Source organism: Paraburkholderia rhynchosiae (assembly GCF_002879865.1).
In the GTDB taxonomy this organism is placed as follows: Bacteria; Pseudomonadota; Gammaproteobacteria; order Burkholderiales; family Burkholderiaceae; genus Paraburkholderia; species Paraburkholderia rhynchosiae.
Map to the genome: position 1 here is coordinate 72501 of NZ_PNXY01000009.1, position 16721 is coordinate 89221.

The following is a 16721-nucleotide window of genomic DNA, read 5'->3' on the forward strand; positions in this document are numbered from 1 at the left end:
TCATGACACCCAAACGGATTGCCTGTGGGTTGGCGCTGCTTTGCGGCACGTTCGCGCTGACGGTGTTGGCGCAGCCGGTGGCGCGCGAAGCCAGTGCGGCGAACGCCGGCGCCGCATCCAAGGACGCGTTCGCCGACGCGCGCCGGCGTGCGCAGGAGGCGCCGTTCGCATTCCGCGGCATCGCGTTGGGCATCACGCTCGACGAGTTCCGCGCCGGCTCGAAGGTGCGCGCGACACCGGTCGGCAGCGTGCCTGTCTGCGAGACGGACGTGCAGGCCGGGGCGCTCGGCATGCGGTTGAAGTCGCACGAGAGTTTGACCGTCGCGTGCCGCTGGGCGCATCGCGGCGACAACGGTTGGGTGTTGTCGCAAGCGGTAGTCGACGGCACGCCGGCGGCCGAGCACGTACTGCGCTTCGCGCGAATAGAAGGACAAAGCGCGCTGCGTCTTTACGAGATTTCTTTGGTGATCGACGAAGTCACCGCCGAGGATTTGCGCGAGGCGCTCGCAGACCGCTACGGGCCGCCGCGTCACGCGACGCAGAACGTGTCGTCGCCGGGCGCGATGCCGGTGTACGTGTGGGAAAACGCGGTCAGCTCGATCACGCTGTGCTTTTTGCCGGGCACGCGCAACGGCACGCTCACTTATCTGCTGAAGGGTTCGGACGCGTGGGTCAAGTCGGTGGTACGGCAGTGGCAGGCGAGCGATGCCGAAGCGGGTTGATGTGCGGTCGAAGCGGTTGTAGCGGTTGAAGATGAGGCCGATCCGGCCAGGGAGTCACACAATGGCAACGGTACGTTTTTCCGTCGCGCTGTGCGCCGCGGCATGTCTATCGGCTTGCGCCGGCGCACAGAAATCGATCGTCGAGACGCCGATGGCGCCGCCGCTCGTGTCCGCTGCGTTGAACGTCAACACGCAGGGCGCGATCTACCAGTCCGGCACACTGATGGTGCTCTACGAGACGCCGCGCGCCCAGCATATCGGCGACGTGCTGACGATCCGCCTCTCGGAGTCGTATAGCGGCAACAACAGCTCGACCGCGGCGGCAAGCCGCACCAGCAGCATTACCGCCGATGCCGCCGATCATTCGACCGGCGCCGCCGCACGGCTCGCGAGGCTTTTCAACGTGGGCTCGGCGAGTACCGAATTCAAAGGGCAAGGCAACCTCACCGACGTAAGCGGCATGACCGGCACGCTCGCGGTAACGGTGATCGGCACGATGCCCACCGGCAACCTCGTGGTGTCGGGCGAAAAGCTTATTTCGATGAGCGGCAACCGCGACCGCCTGCGCCTGTCGGGCGTGATCAATCCTAAGGATATCGAAGCAGGCAATTTCGTGGCTTCGAGCAAGGTCGCGAATGCGCGCATCGAACAGGCGGGCGTCGGCATGCTTTCCGACGCCACCACCATGGGTTGGCTGCAGCGAATGTTTCTTAGCGTGCTGACTTTTTGACGGCGAAGCGAAGCGACTCATCGCCTTTGGTCGCTTACTATGAAACCGCTGCCGGGCCGCGTTCCGCAGCGCCGATTTCGCCGTCCGGCACGAACACGTAGCCGCGTCCCCAAACCGTTTGCACGTAGCGCGGTTCTGACGGATCGACTTCGATCAGGCGGCGCAAACGCCAGATCGACACGTCGAGACTGCGGTTGCGATGCGCCTCGCTATTGCCATGCAGTTTTTCGAGCAACTGCGCGCGCGTGAGCACGGCCATCGCATGCGCGATGAATACCTTCAGCATCGCGAATTCACTCGAGCGCAACGTGATGCGCTCGCCGTCGCGGCGCAATTCGCGCGCCGGAAAATTCACTTCGAAGCGGCCGAAGCGATACGGCGCACGTTGTTCCGGCGCGCTCGGCGCAATGGAGCCGCGACGCCGCAGCACCGTGCGAATCCGCGCGACGAGTTCGCTCGGTTCGAACGGCTTGCCGAGGTAATCGTCGGCGCCGAGTTCGAGGCCGATCACGCGATCGATCGGATCGGCACGCGCGGTGAGAAGAATGACGGGAATATCGTCGCCCGCGACGCGCAATGCGCGCAGCGCACTGATGCCGTCGAGCTCCGGCATCATGATGTCGAGCACGACCAGCGCGGGACGCTCGTCCTGAAGCTTGCGCTGCAGCGCCATCCCATGCTCGAGGGTGGCGACCTTGAAGCCGCGCCCTTCGAGATACTGGCTGACGAGCTCACGTACGACGGGGTCGTCGTCGACGACCAGAATGGATTGGTTCATTCAGATCATCTTAGTGATCCGTGCGGACGCAGCAAAGCGGCTAACGCTTTCCAATACTTTCCCGCGTAAGAGAAAACAATGAGACGCAGGCCTAATTGACTTGCGAAGTTTGAATCGTCTGCATCGTCTGACGGCTGAAGTCGGCCTGGTCGACCACCATCTTGTCGATCAGTCCGTTGAGCTTGGTCGACGCGGAAGAGAAGCGGTCGGTGTTGAGGCCGCCGGTCTGATAGCGAGCAGTGACGAGAATGCGGCTGTTCTGCAGGAGCGTCAAGTCGATGATCGACAGATACTGGATCGACTCGTCGCTGAACGAGCGGCGGCCGTAGTCGATCGCGGCGTTGTAGACGAGGCGCGCCTCGCAGCCCGTGGGCGAGGTGCCCGGATTGTAGACGTCCGAACGAATGCCGCGGCGCTCGAGCGCGAGTTGCAGCGCGGGCACGAAATCGCCGACCGACACGGCCTGATTCACTTCGATGCAAACGTGATGCACATCCGCGGGACGGCCGTTCACGAAGGTCGGCGACGAATAGTTCGCCGCAATCGCGTAGCCGGCCTGGATCACGGAGCCGGTGGCGTCGGCTGCCTGGATCAGCGTCCACGCGCAGCCGTTGAGTCCGACCGTCAGTGTCGCCGAGGCCGCGAGCCACGCGCAGGGCCGCCGCAACATGACCCACGCCGCCCGTGGGGCTTGCGTGAAAGCGTTAGCGCTTGTGCCAGGCATGAAGGTCATGAAGCAGAGGCAGGTGGCAATGTGGACAAACGGAATGCAAGAACGCGCAAGAAGCGGATGACGGCATCGTCCTCGTGCTTAGCGCGTGACGCGCAGGCGCAATTCGCTTTGCCCTTGCACGCTCGCGGTAACGTTCACGCGACGCTCGGCGGTGGTCACGATGAAGTGCTGGCGCGTCGGCGTATTCACGTCGTGTATGACGTTCGGAAAGCAGGCGGCGATGTCGGCGCCAATTTCTTCGAGCGGATCGTTGACGACTCCGTCGGCTTGCCAATGCGCGCGCCAGTGGCAATCGTACGCATGCGCGTTGGCGCGGCAATCTTCCGCGTTGGCCTGGCCCGGCAGTTGTGCGGCCGGCTGCGTGTGCAATTGCTTGAAGTCGGATGCTTCGACGATGTGCTTGAGCGCCGGACACACGTCCGCCGGCTCGGTCGGCTGGGTGGCTTGCGCTGCGTGCGCGACGCTTGTCAGCAGCGCGGCTGCGCCGAATGCAATCGCGACGCGATGGATTACAGGGGAAGAGCAGCGATGGAGTGACATGTGCGGAGAGTCCGTTAGCGGTGGAGGGCGTGCGGGCCGCTGGGGTTACGACGCGCACGACTATCGTCGCTGTTGCGAGCTCTTTTCAAAGGGCGGAAAAGCTTGCCCGCTTCGCAAATGCTTTCGAACTGTTCTCGCGTGTTTCGGGATCTTGCCGATGTATTCGGAGCGTCAACCCAGCGTCAACCCAGCGTCAGTCCGCCGTCGACGTGAATCACCTGGCCGGTGATGTGACGCGCTTCGTCGGAAAGCAGGAACGCGATCAGCGCGGCGACGTCGGCGGGTTCGGCGATGTGGCCGAGCGGCGTCGATTCGGCGGCGCGCGTCCACACGGCAGCGTTATCGGCGCTCGGGCCGCGATCCTTGCGCGTATAGCCGGGCGCCACGCAGTTGACGGTCACGCCATGCGGCGCGAGTTCCACCGCCGCTGTTTTTGCCAGCGATTCGAGCGCCGCTTTCGCCGCCGCGGTGGCGGCAAACGGGGCGTCGGCGCGATAGCGGTGCGCGACAAACGAACTGAGCGCGACCACGCGGCCGCGCTTCGACGTTTCCAATGCGGGCGTCGCGCGTTTGACGAGCGACATAAACGCGGCGGGCATTGCGGAGAACGCCGCGTTCAACGCGTCGGTATCGAGCGCCTGAAGCGTTTGTCGCTGCGCGTGGCCTGCGTTGGCGACGAGTTGATCGAGTGCACCGAACTTCGCGAGCGTTTGATGCACCACGTGTTCCGCGGCGCCACGCTCGGCGAGGTCGCCGAACACCGTCGCGCATGTTGCGCCGTTCGCGCTGCAATCGGCGGCGACTTGCTTGAGACGCTGGCGCGCTTCACTATCCGCGCCACGCGCATGCAGCATGAGCGCCACCCGTGGCGCGGCGATGCGTCGGGCCAGTGACGCGCCGATGCCCGAGCCCGCCCCCGTGATCAGCACGACGCGGTCGAAACCCGCGCTGCCTGCGCTGTCCACGTCGCTTTCGGAATTCATGCGGCGACTGCTTCGCCGGCGCGCTCGACATCGAGCGTTTCGTCATGGAACGCCGCCAGCGATTCGCGATGCGCGACGCTCACAATCGCCGCCTTCGGCAGCCGTTCGGTGAAGAGGCGATAGAGACGCGCTTCGTTCTCGGCGTCGAGCGCGCTCGTTGCTTCGTCGAGGAACAGGTAGTCTGGCTTGTGCAGTAGCACGCGCGCGGCGGCGAGGCGTTGCTGCTCGCCGGGCGACAGCATGCGCGTCCAGTGCCCCGATTCCTGCAGACGGTCCGCGTATTCCGACAAATGGCAGATGACGAGCGCTTCGCGGCATTCTTCGTCGCTATAGGTGCTGGCCGCGGACGGATACGTGAGCGCCGCCTTCAGCGTGCCGATCGGCATGTAGCTGACCTGCGGAATGAACATCATGCGTGCGTTCACCGGCGCGTCGATCGAGCCGTCGCCGAACGGCCACAAGCCGGCCAGCGCGCGCATCAACGTGCTCTTGCCCGATCCGGACGGGCCGCGTACGAGCCAGCGCGAGCCTGGGTGGATCGCGATATCGCGAATGCGCGAGAGCGGGTTGCCGTTCGGCAGCGCGAGCTTGAGGCCGTCGGTGGAGAGCTTGTCGGCGTCGACGAAATGCAGGTTGATGCCGCCGTGCGCGGTGGCCGGCGACACCGATTCCTTTAGACGCGGCGCATGCACGACGCGCTTGAATTCGCGCAACCGGTTGACCGTCGCGCGCCATTCGACGAGCGTCGAGTAACTGTTGATGAACCACGAGAACGAATCGCTGACGGTGCCGAAGGCGCTGGATATCTGCATCAGCACGCCGAATGTGAAGGCGCCGGCGAAGTAGCGCGGGGCGGCGACGACGAGCGGAAAGATGATCGCGATCTGGCCGTAGAAACTCAGCACGAAGGTGAGCCGCTTCGTGTATTTCATGACTTGCCACCAGTTGTCGCGGATGCGGCCGAACAGCGTGTAGGCGTTGTGCTTCTCGGTGTCCATGCCGTTGTAGAACGCGATCTGCTCTGCGTTTTCACGCATACGGATCAGGCCGAAACGGAAGTCCGCCTCGACTTTCTGCGCCTGGTAATTGATAGGCACGAGCGGATGGCCGACCTTCTGAATGATCAGCGAACCGACCACTGCGTATAGTGCGGCCGCCCACACCATATAGCCGGGAATCTGTAACGGCATGCCGCCGAGCGTGATGGTCAGCGCGCCGGCGAGCGACCACAGGATCGTGATGAACGACACGAGCGTGACGACGGTGGACAGCAGGTCCAGCGTCAGCGAAAGCGTGGTGGTGGCGAATGACTGAAGGTCGTCGCTGATCCGCTGGTCGGGGTTGTCGGCGAGACGGTCGCGCTCGATCCGGTAGAACGCACTGTCATGCAGCCACTCGTTCAGATAGCGCGTGGTGAGCCACTGGCGCCAGCGGAAGCCGAGCATCTGCCGCAAGTAACGCCCATACACCGCGAGGATAATGAAGCCGAACGCGAGTCCCGAAAACACCATCAGCAGATGCGGGAAATCGCGCACGTTCTTGGTTTGCAGCGCGTTATAGAAGTCCGCGCTCCAGCGGTTCAAGCGCACGTTGATCCACACGACCAGCAGGTTCATCACGATGATCGCGATGAGTAGCGCCCAAGCCGTCTTCCGTTCTTCGGAGACCCAGTAGGGTTTGATCAGGCTCCAGGCGGAGACTTTCTCGTCGGGCGGCAGCGCGGGGCTGACAGAAGTATTCGTTCTCATGAGCGTCCTGAAGAAGTGCTGGCCTATCCAGGCCGGCCCACTGGGGCGAGCCCATTGGATGAGCCGGCCTTGACGGGTTGCGCCATCGTAGGTTGACCCGCTCGGGCCGTTCCATGGCGGGTTCGTGATGCGTATGCGGGCGTGGCGCCTGACCACGCCCGCCACGCGAGTGTCGATTCTGGCGCGAAGCCCTTAAGCGAGAATTAATTATCGCTGTATGCGCCGCTGCCGATCTCGCCCCAAGCTTCGCCGATGCCGCGTTCCCGCGGCATCTTCTGCTGGCATTGTGCCAGAGCGTCGCGCCGGTCCGTATCCATCAAACCAAAGGTGGTGCCGGATCAAAGCATGCTCGACGCCGTGAGCCGCTCGTTTGCGAGCGCTGCGCCTTTTATGGTCTAATGACCTTCGACGAAACAGGGGTGCTTTGCACTTGAGCGGCACGATTTTCGCGCTGCGGCAGCGAGGCTGAGAGAGACCCTTTGCACCCGATCCGGGTAATACCGGCGCGGGAAGTTTCCGGAAGCAACCAGTCTTCCATTCCCCGCCGGGCGGCGTTCTTCATTGGAGCGCGCATATCGCCTGGCCGGCCTTACCCGCCGGTTTCGTCCTGGGTACGCGCTTCTTTTTGGCCGTACGGAAAGGACTCGATGACCGCCTATTCTTCAGTTATGTGTTTTGCTCCTTGTCGCGTCGCCCCTGGCGCGCGCTGCTTTGCTTTTGCCGGTCGCATGAAATCGGAGCGCACACAATGAACCGTGCCGCACAACCGGACTTCGCGGTGCTCGGCGGCGGCCTGTGTGGGCGTCTGGTCGCGTGGCGGCTTGCTGGGCAAGGGCATCGAGTGGCGCTTTATGAGCGCGGCGGAGCCGACGGTTCGCAGGCCGCCGCGTGGGTGGCCGCGGCCATGCTCGCACCACTCGCCGAGGCTGCCAGCGCTGAACTCCTGATCACGCGCCTGGGCGCCACTTCACTCGATACCTGGCCGCAACTGCTGGCTGAACTGCCCGAACCAGTGTTTTTTCAGCGCAATGGCACGCTCGTTGTCTGGCATCACGCGGATCGGACTGAGGCGCCGTTGTTCGAAAGGCGTGTGCGTTCCAACGCGCCGGCCGAATTGCTGGACGGCGGGTTCGTGACGCTGGCCGGCGCACAGCTCGGTGCGGCTGAGCCTGCGCTGGCGGGACGCTTTAATCAGGGCTGGCTGCTGCCGCGCGAGGGTCAACTGGATAACCGGCAGGTGCTTCGCGCGCTTGCGGCGGGTCTGGCGCAACGCGGCGTCGAAACGCACTGGAATACACCCGTGAGCGAGAGCGCGCTTCCGCCCGCGCGCGTGACGATCGACTGTCGCGGGCTTGGCGCTAAACCCGTGCTGCCGACGCTGCGCGGCATTCGCGGCGAAGTCGCACGGGTGCATGCGCCCGGCATCGATCTGACGCGGCCGGTGCGGCTGCTGCATCCGCGTTATCCGCTGTATATCGCGCCGAAGCAGGACGATCTCTACGTGATCGGTGCGACGGAAGTGGAAGGCGAGGACATGTCGCCCGTCAGCGTGCGCTCCGCGCTTGAGCTGCTGAGTGCGGCGTTTTCCGTGCATCCGGGTTTCGGCGAGGCGCGCATTCTTGAGCTGAACTCGCAGTGCCGTCCGACTTTGCCGGATCATCGGCCGGCGTTGCTGTGGGACGGCGCGCAGACATTGCGCGTGAACGGGCTTTACCGGCACGGCTACATGATCGTGCCCGAAGTCGCTGACGAAGCCGTGCGCTTCGCGGCGGCGCTGTTGGACGGGCGCATCGGCAACGCCGACGCATTCGCGGACTGGCAGCGCGGCGCGCGCTGGAGTGAGCTTTTCCAACAAGATTGCGCGCGGGAGCCGGCGTAAGCAGCGGACCGTGCCGCGGCGCGGTTAACGCGCTCGCGCCTTAGCCATTGATTGAACCGTATTCGAACACCATGGACATTCATATCAACCAGAAGCCGTTGTCGTTGCCCGAAGGCGCGACTGTCGCCGATGCGCTCGCCGCGTACGGCGCGCGTCCGCCGTTCGCGGTCGCGCTGAACGGCGATTTCGTCGCGCGCGCGCAGCATGCGGCGCGCGCGCTGCAAACGGGCGACAAGCTCGATGTCGTGCAACCCGTGGCCGGCGGCTAGGCCCGCCACGCATTGCAGGAGACCAGGATCATGGAAATGACTACCCCGCAGGCCGCGGACGCGCTCACGCTCTACGGTCAACCCTTCGCGAGCCGCGTGTTGCTCGGCACGTCGCGCTATCCGTCGCTGCAATCGTTGTCCGATTCGATCGACGCGGCGCGTCCCGGCATGGTGACCGTCGCACTGCGCCGGCAGATGAACGAAGGCGGCGCCGAAGCCGGCTTCTTCGATCTATTGAAGCGCCACGGCGTGCCGCTGCTGCCGAACACGGCCGGCTGTCTGAGCGTCGGCGAGGCGGTGGCGACTGCGCACATGGCCCGCGAAATTTTCGAAACGGAGTGGATCAAGCTCGAATTGATCGGCGACGACTACACGTTGCAGCCCGATCCGGTCGGTCTGATCGAAGCGGCTGCGAAGCTCGTCAAGGACGGCTTCAAGGTGCTGCCGTATTGCACCGAAGACCTCGTGATCGGCCGCCGTCTGCTGGATGCCGGTTGCGAGGCGCTGATGCCGTGGGGTGCGCCGATCGGCACCGGCAAGGGCGTGATCAATCCGTACGGGCTGCGCGTGCTGCGCGAGCGACTGCCGGACGTGCCGCTAATCGTCGACGCGGGACTCGGCGTGCCGTCGCATGCCGCGCAGGTGATGGAGTGGGGCTTCGACGGCGTGCTGCTGAACACGGCCGTGTCGCAGGCCACGCACCCCGACGCGATGGCACGCGCGTTTGCGCTCGGCGTCGAAGCGGGCCGCGAGGCATTTCTCGCGGGACCGATGGCCGAGCGCGAAAGCGCGCACGCGAGCACGCCGGTGGTCGGCATGCCGTTCTGGCACCAAGACGGGAGCGCCGCATGACGCAGACATTGGCTTTGAAAGACCGCGACCTGTTCTGGCCGCCGGCCGACGAACTCACCGAGGCGACCGAGCGCATCCGTGCACGCCTGGGCGACTGGCCGCCGACGCACGCGCCGTGGCGCATCTGCCTGACCACGCCGGATGAGCCGAACGGCGGCGACCTGATTATCGTCGCCGACGCCTTGCGGCACGGCGAACAGATGGCGCGCTGGCAGGTGCAGGGCGCGGCGGTGGTCGAAGCCGCCGAGAACAAGGCTACGCTGCACCTTGGCGGCGAAAAGTACCGACTCGAAGGGCATCTCGCGGAAGACTGGATTCCCGCGCTGGCCGCCTTTCTGGATTGCGGTTTCGATCCGCACGACGCGCTCGTACTGGCGCTCGCCTGGCGCGACGGCGACGAAACCCGGACGAACGCCGCCGGTGACTCATTTCCCTGCGATCTCGCGACGTTTCCACGCCTCGCCGGCTTGCCGGAAGCGCCGGCGCAGGCATTCCCGCGCTGCCCGGAGCGGCTCGGACTGTATCCGGTGCTGCCAAGCGCGGATTGGGTGGAGCGGGTGGTCGGATTCGGCGTAAAGACGGTGCAGTTGCGCCGCAAGTCCGCCCATCCCGCCGACGAACTGCGGCGTGAAATCGCCCGCTGCGTGGCGGCCGGGCGGCAGCACGACGCGCAGGTTTTCATCAACGATCACTGGCAAGCCGCGCTGGACGCAGGCGCCTACGGCGTGCATCTGGGCCAGGAAGACGTACATACGGCGGATCTCTCGGCGCTGGCCGCGGCCGGCACCCGGCTCGGTCTGTCGACACACGGTTTCTACGAGATTCTGAAGGCGCTGCACTTCCGGCCGAGCTACATCGCGCTGGGCGCGGTGTTTCCGACCACGACCAAGGTGATGCCGACGGCGCCGCAGGGCCTGCGGCGTCTCGCGCGCTACGTCAGGTTGCTGGACGGCGCCGTGCCGCTGGTAGCGATCGGCGGAATCGATCTGCAGGTGCTGCCCAAGGTTCTGTCAACGGGCGTCGGTTGCGCGGCAGTTGTGCGCGCGGTGACGGAAGCGGCGGATCCCGCTGCCGCCGTTTCCGCACTGCAACAAGCGTTTACGCAATAATCGTCATGATTCGTTAAGGGACAGGGCACCTCACGGCAACTTTTGCATGATGGCCCTATAATTCGGCCTTCCGTGTAAAAGGATTGTCACTCAGTGTCTTCCCCAACCGAGACCTTACTCGAACTGCGCAACGTCGACTTCGGCTACGGCGAGCAACTCGTCCTGTCGAACCTGAACCTGCGCTTCAAGCGCGGCCAGGTGGTCGCGGTCATGGGCGGATCAGGTTGCGGCAAGACCACGGTGCTGCGCCTGATCGGCGGTCTGGTGCGGGCCCAGCGCGGCGAGATTCTGTTCGACGGCGAGAACGTCGGCGGCCAGACGCGAGAGGGCCTGTACGCGCTGCGCCGCAAGATGGGCATGCTGTTCCAGTTCGGCGCGCTGTTCACCGACATGTCGGTGTTCGAGAACGTCGCCTTCGCGCTGCGCGAGCACACCGAGCTTCCCGAAGAACTGATCCGCGACCTCGTGCTGATGAAGCTGAACGCGGTCGGTCTGCGTGGCGCGCGCGACCTGCTGCCGGCGGAGATTTCCGGCGGTATGGCGCGGCGCGTCGCACTGGCGCGCGCCATTGCCCTCGACCCCGAGCTGATGATGTACGACGAGCCGTTCGCCGGCTTGGACCCGATCTCGCTCGGCATCACGGCGAACCTGATCCGCGCACTCAACCAGGCGCTCGGCGCGACATCGATTCTAGTGACGCACGACGTGCCGGAATCGTTCGCCATCGCCGATTACGTCTATTTCCTCGCCAACGGCGGCGTCCACGCCGAGGGCACACCCGCGCAACTGCGTGCGTCCACGGATCCAACTGTTCGGCAGTTCATCGACGGCGCGCCGGACGGCCCGTTCAAATTCCACTATCCGAGCAGGACGCCGCTGGCGGCGGACTTCGGCGTCGGCGGAGGTCAGTCATGATCGGCTCACTGATCAGCTCAGTCGGCCGCTCGGTGCTCGAAGGGCTCGGCACGGCCGGCTATGCGACGCGCTTTTTCTTCCGGCTGCTGTTCGAGTTTTTCCCATTGCTGCGCCGTCCGCGCCTTGTCACGAAGCAGATCCACTTCGTGGGTAATTATTCGCTGGTGATCATTGCGGTATCGGGCCTGTTCGTCGGCTTCGTGCTCGGTCTGCAGGGTTATTACACGCTGAACCGCTACGGTTCGGAGCAGGCGCTCGGGCTACTGGTCGCGTTATCGCTCGTGCGGGAACTGGGACCGGTGGTCACGGCGCTACTGTTCGCCGGCCGCGCGGGCACGTCGCTGACTGCCGAGATCGGCTTGATGAAGGCCGGCGAGCAGTTGACCGCGATGGAAATGATGGCGGTCGACCCGGTCAAGGTCGTGGTAGCGCCGCGCCTCTGGGCCGGCATTATTTCGATGCCAATTCTCGCCGCGATCTTCAGCGCGATCGGCGTGACGGGCGGCTATGTGGTCGGCGTGCTGCTGATCGGCGTCGACGCCGGCGCGTTCTGGTCGCAAATGCAAGGCGGCGTGGATATCTGGCGCGATGTCGGCGCGGGCGTCGTCAAAAGCGTGGTGTTCGGCCTTGCTGTCACGTTCGTGGCGCTGTTCCAGGGCTACGAAGCCAAGCCGACGCCGGAAGGCGTGTCGCGCGCCACGACGAAGACGGTCGTGTACGCGTCGCTCGCGGTGCTCGGCCTCGATTTTCTGCTGACTGCACTGATGTTCAGCTGAGACTGCGTTGGCTGTTTCCCGCTGCGGCGCGTCCCTGGCCGCGCGCGGCGGAGTAGCGGCGGCGTGGCGGATTCACTTTGGGATGACGATGAAAAAGACTGCTCTCGACTTCTGGGTCGGCCTCTTTGTGGTGCTGGGTTTCGTGGCGTTGCTGTTTCTCGCGCTCAAGGCGGGCAACATGAGCTCGCTGTCGTTTCAGGCAACGTATCCGGTCAAGCTGAAGTTCGACAATATCGGCGGATTGAAGGCGCGCGCGCCTGTGAAGAGTGCAGGTGTGACGGTGGGCCGCGTGGGTTCGATCGGCTTCGACAGCAACGCCTATCAAGCGCTTGTCACGATCGACATCGACAAGCAGTACCAGTTTCCGAAAGACAGCTCGGCGAAGATCCTGACTTCGGGTCTGCTGGGCGAGCAATACATTGGGCTCGAGCCGGGCGGCGACTCGGAGATGCTTAAAGCTGGCGACACGATCTCCATGACGCAATCGGCGATCGTGCTGGAAAACCTGATTGGGCAGTTCCTCTATAGCAAAGCGGCTGATTCTGGCGCATCAAAGCCGGGCGCGGGTTCCGCGGCGCCGGCGCCGGCGGCTGTCCCCCCGGCACCGGCCGCCGCGACTCAGCCCGCTTCCGGCTCGGCCGGTCAATAAGGAGAACAATAATGCAGACCTTACGCACCGGAGGCGCGCGCGCCTTCCGGGTGGCCAGAGTGGCCGTCGCCGTGGCGGCGCTCGCCGGCTGTACGACGGTGCAGACGCCGACCGAGGGCGATCCGCTCGAGGGCTTGAACCGCACGATCTTCACCGTCAACGACAAGCTCGACCAGTACGCGCTGAAGCCGGTCGCCAAAGGTTATGTGTTCATCACGCCGCAGCCGGTGCGCGACAGCGTGACGAACTTCTTCTCGAACATCGGCGACGTCTACATCGCGGCGAACAACCTGCTGCAGTTGAAGATCACCGACGGCGTGCAGGACATCATGCGGATCGTGATCAACACGGTGTTCGGTGTCGGCGGGCTGTTCGACGTGGCGACGCTCGCAAAGCTGCCCAAGCACGACAATGACCTCGGACTGACGCTCGGGCACTATGGCGTGCCGGCGGGTCCGTACCTGGTGCTGCCGCTGTTCGGGCCGAGCACCGTGCGCGACGCGGTCGGCTCGCTCGGCAATTACTATGTGAATCCGCTCAGCTACGTCGATCCGCCGGGCCTGAGCTGGGCGCTGTACGGCCTGAACGTCGTGAACACGCGCGCGAATCTGCTGAATGCGGGCGATGTGCTGGAAGGCGCCGCGCTCGACAAGTACTCGTTCGTGCGTAATGCGTATCTGCAGCGGCGTCAGTATCTGCTGTCGGATGGCAAGCAATCGCAGGCGTTGCCGAACTATGGCGACGAAGCGCCGCTGCCGAAGTACGAGGACGTCGACGGCACGGCCGCCGGTGCGCCGGCTGGCGCGGTGACGGGAACAGCGGGTGCTGCGGGAACGGGCGGTGCCGCCGCGAAGGCGTCGGCTGCGCGGGCCGCCTCCGGCGCAAGCGCCGCGACGCCGCCGCAGGCCGCTTCGGGAGCTGGCGAGAGCGCCGGAGCAGCCAGCAACGCCGCCGCGCCTGAAGCCGCTTCCGGCAGCGCGGAATCCCCGCCGATTGATGTAAACGGCGGCCCCGAGACCACGCAGATTCCGGCGGGCCAACTGGTGCCGCCAACGCGGTTTAACTTTCCGTCCTTCAAATTGCGTTGATCGTGCGGCCGTAACAGATCGATACGACTCTCGCAGTTTGCGCATGGATTGCCGCTGAACTCGCGTGTTAATGTCGGCTCAAACCGTTTGCACTATTTTTAACGCAAGGCTCGATATGAAAAAATTCTTCCTGATTCCGTTGTTTGCCGCGCTGTTCTCGTTCATGAGTGTCAGTGCATCGGCACAAACCGTCGATACGAATTCGCCGGACGTTCTGATCAAAACGGTCACCCAGCAAGTGATCGACGCCGTGCGCGCCGACAAGTCGATCCAGCAGGGCGACATTTCGCACATCACGCAGCTCGTCAACCAGAAGATCCTGCCGTACACGGATTTCCGCCGCACCACGCAATTGGCAATGGGCCGCAACTGGCGCACCGCCACGCCTGAGCAGCAGAGCCAGGTCGTCGAGCAGTTCAAGATGCTGCTGATTCGCACGTATTCGGGCGCGCTCGCCCAGGTGCGCGACCAGCAGATCCAGTACAAGCCGTTCCGCATGAACCCGGACGACACCGACACGGTGGTGCGCTCGGTGGTAATGAACAACGGCTCGCCGATCGAACTCGACTACCGTTTGTACAAGACGCCGCAAGGCTGGCGTGTGTATGACATCAACGTGCTCGGCGCATGGCTGATCCAGGCTTACCAGCAGCAGTTCAACGAGCAGATCCAGCAGAAGGGCGTGGACGGGCTGATCCAGTTCCTCACGCAGCGCAACCAGCAACTCGCCGCGGGCAAGCAGTCGTGAGCGAAGTGCTGAGCCCCGTCGCCAATCGCTTCGCGAGCGGCGCGACGCTGACCCACGCGAGCGCGAAGGCCGCGCTCGTTGCGGGTCTGGAGCGGATTGCCGCGGGCGCGGGCGGCGTCGATTGTGCGCCGCTCACGCAATTCGATTCGTCCGCGCTGGCCGTCCTCCTCGCATGGCAGCGGGCCGCCCAGGCTCGCGGCAGTGCCTTCGAGGTCGTCAATCTGCCGGCTGGTCTCGCCAGTCTCGCGCAAGCCTATGGCGTCGATACCCTGCTATCGGCGCGACATTGACGCTCGCTTGACGCGTTCATCGCGTCACTTCCCACTCCCTGCTCGTGAGATGGGGCTGCCGATTTTTGCCCTATAATCAAACGTTTTTTGGGGCGCGGTTCGAGTATTCAAGCGGCCCCAATTTTCGTTCCTTTCCAGCATTTTGTGCGCCCGCCCCGGGCTCCTCCGTGTTCTTAAAGCGCCGCGACGCACGCGGCGCACTGTCATGTCAGCCATAGAAATTCGTAACGTCAAGAAGCGCTACAAAGACTTGCAGGCGCTCAAGGGCGTCAGCCTCACGGTGGAAGAAGGCGAGTTCTTCGGACTGCTCGGTCCGAACGGCGCGGGCAAGACAACGCTCATCAGCATTCTCGCGGGCCTCGCGCGCGCGGACGAAGGCAGCATCGCCGTGCGCGGCCACAACGTGGTCGACGATTTCCGCGCCGCGCGCCGCGCGCTGGGCGTGGTGCCGCAGGAACTCGTGTTCGATCCGTTTTTCACCGTGCGCGAAACCTTGCGCATTCAGTCCGGCTACTACGGGCTGCGCAACAACGACGCGTGGATCGACGAGATCATGGCGAATCTCGATCTCACCGACAAAGCCGACGCCAACATGCGCGCGCTCTCGGGCGGCATGAAGCGCCGCGTGCTGGTTGCTCAGGCGCTGGTGCATCGCCCGCCGGTGATCGTGCTCGACGAGCCGACCGCCGGCGTCGACGTCGAGTTGCGACAAACGCTGTGGAAGTTCATCTCACGTCTGAACAGCGAAGGTCATACGATCGTGCTGACCACGCACTATCTGGAAGAAGCCGAGTTGCTGTGCGACCGCATCGCGATGCTGCGTCGCGGCGAGGTAGTGGCGCTCGATCGCACGAGCACGCTGCTGCAACGCTTCGCGGGCATGCAACTGTTCGTACGTTTCGCGCAAGGCGTGTTGCCGGCGGAACTGCGACCGCTCGAAGTCGAGGGCGGGGCGGGCAACGGCAATGGCCGCCAGCACTTGCTGCGCCTCACGAGCTATGACGACGTCGAGAAAATTCTCGCGCAATGCCGTGCGGCAGGGTGCACATTTGAAGAAATCGAGGTCCGCAAAGCCGACCTCGAAGACGTTTTCGTTCAGGTGATGAACGGTCCGGAAGTGATCGAGGGGCTCGCATGAGCGGCTATAGCGGTTTTGGCACGCTGTTCTATAAGGAAATCCTGCGCTTCTGGAAAGTGTCGTTCCAGACCGTGCTTGCGCCCATTATCACCGCGCTTCTATATCTGACCATTTTCGGCCATGCGCTGCGTGACCATGTGCAGGTTTATCCGGGCGTCGAATACACGAGTTTCCTGATTCCGGGGCTCGTCATGATGAGCGTGTTGCAGAATGCGTTTGCGAACAGTTCGTCGTCGCTGATCCAGTCGAAAATTACCGGCAATCTGGTGTTCGTGCTGTTGCCGCCGCTGTCCCATTACGAGATGTTCGGCGCCTATGTTCTCGCGGCGGTCGCACGGGGGCTCGCGGTCGGCTTCGGCGTGTTCATCGTGACGATCTGGTTCGTGCCGGTCAGTTTCACGGCGCCGCTCTACATCATTCTGTTCGCGATTTGCGGCGCGGGGATTCTCGGCACGCTCGGTCTGATCGCGGGAATCTGGGCGGAAAAGTTCGACCAGCTCGCCGCGTTCCAGAACTTTCTGATCATGCCGCTCACGTTTCTCTCGGGCGTGTTCTACTCCACACATACGCTGCCGCCGGTATGGCGCGAAGTGTCGCGGCTCAATCCTTTTTTCTACATGATCGACGGCTTTCGCTATGGCTTCTTCGGGATGTCGGATATCAATCCGCTCGCGAGCCTCGCAATTGTCGCCGGTTTCTTCGTGGTGCTGGCCGTGGTGGCGATGCGCATGCTCGCGTCCGGCTACAAACTGCGCCACTGACCAGGAGCTTCTC

General features: G+C 64.2%; 19 protein-coding genes and 1 riboswitch. Of the genes, 14 read left to right on the top strand and 5 right to left on the bottom strand.

Annotation, left to right across the window (positions count from 1 at the left end; translation table 11 throughout):
• Nucleotides 1–2: 2 nt before the first annotated feature.
• Entirely contained in the window at nucleotides 3–722 is a 720-nt protein-coding gene (locus C0Z16_RS14835) for a hypothetical protein (protein ID WP_102632886.1), read from the top strand.
• 61 nt (nucleotides 723–783) lie between these two features.
• A complete protein-coding gene (locus C0Z16_RS14840) occupies nucleotides 784–1452 on the top strand; it encodes a flagellar basal body L-ring protein FlgH (protein ID WP_102632887.1) in 669 nt (222 codons plus the stop codon).
• Between the two features lie 37 nt (nucleotides 1453–1489).
• On the opposite strand, the gene C0Z16_RS14845 is transcribed toward C0Z16_RS14840, so the two are convergent.
• The 5 genes from C0Z16_RS14845 to C0Z16_RS14865 all read right to left on the bottom strand — a co-directional run bounded on the left by C0Z16_RS14845 (nucleotide 1490) and on the right by C0Z16_RS14865 (nucleotide 6234).
• A complete protein-coding gene (locus tag C0Z16_RS14845; protein ID WP_102632888.1) occupies nucleotides 1490–2230 on the bottom strand; it encodes a response regulator in 741 nt (246 codons plus the stop codon).
• Between the two features lie 91 nt (nucleotides 2231–2321).
• The gene (locus C0Z16_RS14850) at nucleotides 2322–2900 is read right to left on the bottom strand and encodes a hypothetical protein (protein ID WP_102632889.1); all 579 of its coding nucleotides are present in this window, start codon (nucleotides 2898–2900) and stop codon (nucleotides 2322–2324) included.
• A gap of 141 nt (nucleotides 2901–3041) precedes the next feature.
• Entirely contained in the window at nucleotides 3042–3503 is a 462-nt protein-coding gene (locus tag C0Z16_RS14855; RefSeq protein WP_102632890.1) for a hypothetical protein, read from the bottom strand.
• 182 nt (nucleotides 3504–3685) lie between these two features.
• Nucleotides 3686–4486 (bottom strand): SDR family NAD(P)-dependent oxidoreductase, encoded by an 801-nt coding sequence (locus C0Z16_RS14860; RefSeq protein WP_102632891.1) that lies wholly within the window; start codon nucleotides 4484–4486, stop codon nucleotides 3686–3688.
• Nucleotides 4483–6234 carry an ABC transporter ATP-binding protein/permease gene (locus C0Z16_RS14865; RefSeq protein ID WP_102632892.1) on the bottom strand — a complete coding sequence of 584 codons (1752 nt, stop codon included), beginning with the start codon at nucleotides 6232–6234 and terminating at the stop codon, nucleotides 4483–4485. The genes C0Z16_RS14860 and C0Z16_RS14865 overlap by 4 nt, the downstream gene beginning before the upstream one ends.
• 405 nt (nucleotides 6235–6639) lie before the next feature.
• A riboswitch (TPP riboswitch) is annotated at nucleotides 6640–6763 on the top strand.
• A 219-nt stretch (nucleotides 6764–6982) separates the two neighbouring features.
• Here C0Z16_RS14865 and C0Z16_RS14870 point away from each other — a divergent pair.
• The 12 genes from C0Z16_RS14870 (at nucleotide 6983) to C0Z16_RS14925 (ending at nucleotide 16708) form a co-directional block, all read left to right on the top strand.
• Nucleotides 6983–8113, top strand: a complete 1131-nt coding sequence (locus C0Z16_RS14870; protein ID WP_102632893.1) for an FAD-dependent oxidoreductase — start codon at nucleotides 6983–6985, stop codon at nucleotides 8111–8113.
• Between the two features lie 71 nt (nucleotides 8114–8184).
• Nucleotides 8185–8382, top strand: coding sequence for a sulfur carrier protein ThiS (gene thiS / locus C0Z16_RS14875; RefSeq protein WP_102632894.1), 198 nt, complete (start codon nucleotides 8185–8187; stop codon nucleotides 8380–8382).
• Nucleotides 8383–8418: 36 nt separating this feature from the next.
• On the top strand, nucleotides 8419–9234 hold the full coding sequence (locus C0Z16_RS14880) for a thiazole synthase (RefSeq protein WP_102633028.1): 816 nt from the start codon (nucleotides 8419–8421) through the stop codon (nucleotides 9232–9234).
• Nucleotides 9231–10343 (top strand): thiamine phosphate synthase, encoded by a 1113-nt coding sequence (thiE, locus tag C0Z16_RS14885; RefSeq protein ID WP_102632895.1) that lies wholly within the window; start codon nucleotides 9231–9233, stop codon nucleotides 10341–10343. Before C0Z16_RS14880 ends, thiE begins: the two co-directional genes overlap by 4 nt.
• Nucleotides 10344–10436: 93 nt before the next feature.
• On the top strand, nucleotides 10437–11258 hold the full coding sequence (locus C0Z16_RS14890; protein WP_102632896.1) for an ABC transporter ATP-binding protein: 822 nt from the start codon (nucleotides 10437–10439) through the stop codon (nucleotides 11256–11258).
• Between the two features lie 8 nt (nucleotides 11259–11266).
• A complete protein-coding gene (gene mlaE, locus C0Z16_RS14895) occupies nucleotides 11267–12034 on the top strand; it encodes a lipid asymmetry maintenance ABC transporter permease subunit MlaE (RefSeq protein WP_102633029.1) in 768 nt (255 codons plus the stop codon).
• An 88-nt stretch (nucleotides 12035–12122) separates the two neighbouring features.
• The gene (gene mlaD, locus C0Z16_RS14900) at nucleotides 12123–12683 is read left to right on the top strand and encodes an outer membrane lipid asymmetry maintenance protein MlaD (protein ID WP_102633030.1); all 561 of its coding nucleotides are present in this window, start codon (nucleotides 12123–12125) and stop codon (nucleotides 12681–12683) included.
• A gap of 11 nt (nucleotides 12684–12694) precedes the next feature.
• Nucleotides 12695–13771 carry an MlaA family lipoprotein gene (locus C0Z16_RS14905; protein WP_102632897.1) on the top strand — a complete coding sequence of 359 codons (1077 nt, stop codon included), beginning with the start codon at nucleotides 12695–12697 and terminating at the stop codon, nucleotides 13769–13771.
• 115 nt (nucleotides 13772–13886) lie between these two features.
• Complete coding sequence (locus tag C0Z16_RS14910; protein WP_102632898.1) at nucleotides 13887–14519, top strand: MlaC/ttg2D family ABC transporter substrate-binding protein; 633 nt, start codon at nucleotides 13887–13889, stop codon at nucleotides 14517–14519.
• Nucleotides 14516–14809, top strand: a complete 294-nt coding sequence (locus tag C0Z16_RS14915; protein WP_102632899.1) for an STAS domain-containing protein — start codon at nucleotides 14516–14518, stop codon at nucleotides 14807–14809. The genes C0Z16_RS14910 and C0Z16_RS14915 overlap by 4 nt, the downstream gene beginning before the upstream one ends.
• Before the next feature lie 205 nt (nucleotides 14810–15014).
• On the top strand, nucleotides 15015–15947 hold the full coding sequence (locus C0Z16_RS14920) for an ABC transporter ATP-binding protein (RefSeq protein WP_102632900.1): 933 nt from the start codon (nucleotides 15015–15017) through the stop codon (nucleotides 15945–15947).
• The gene (locus C0Z16_RS14925; RefSeq protein ID WP_102632901.1) at nucleotides 15944–16708 is read left to right on the top strand and encodes an ABC transporter permease; all 765 of its coding nucleotides are present in this window, start codon (nucleotides 15944–15946) and stop codon (nucleotides 16706–16708) included. The genes C0Z16_RS14920 and C0Z16_RS14925 overlap by 4 nt, the downstream gene beginning before the upstream one ends.
• Nucleotides 16709–16721 lie beyond the last annotated feature (13 nt).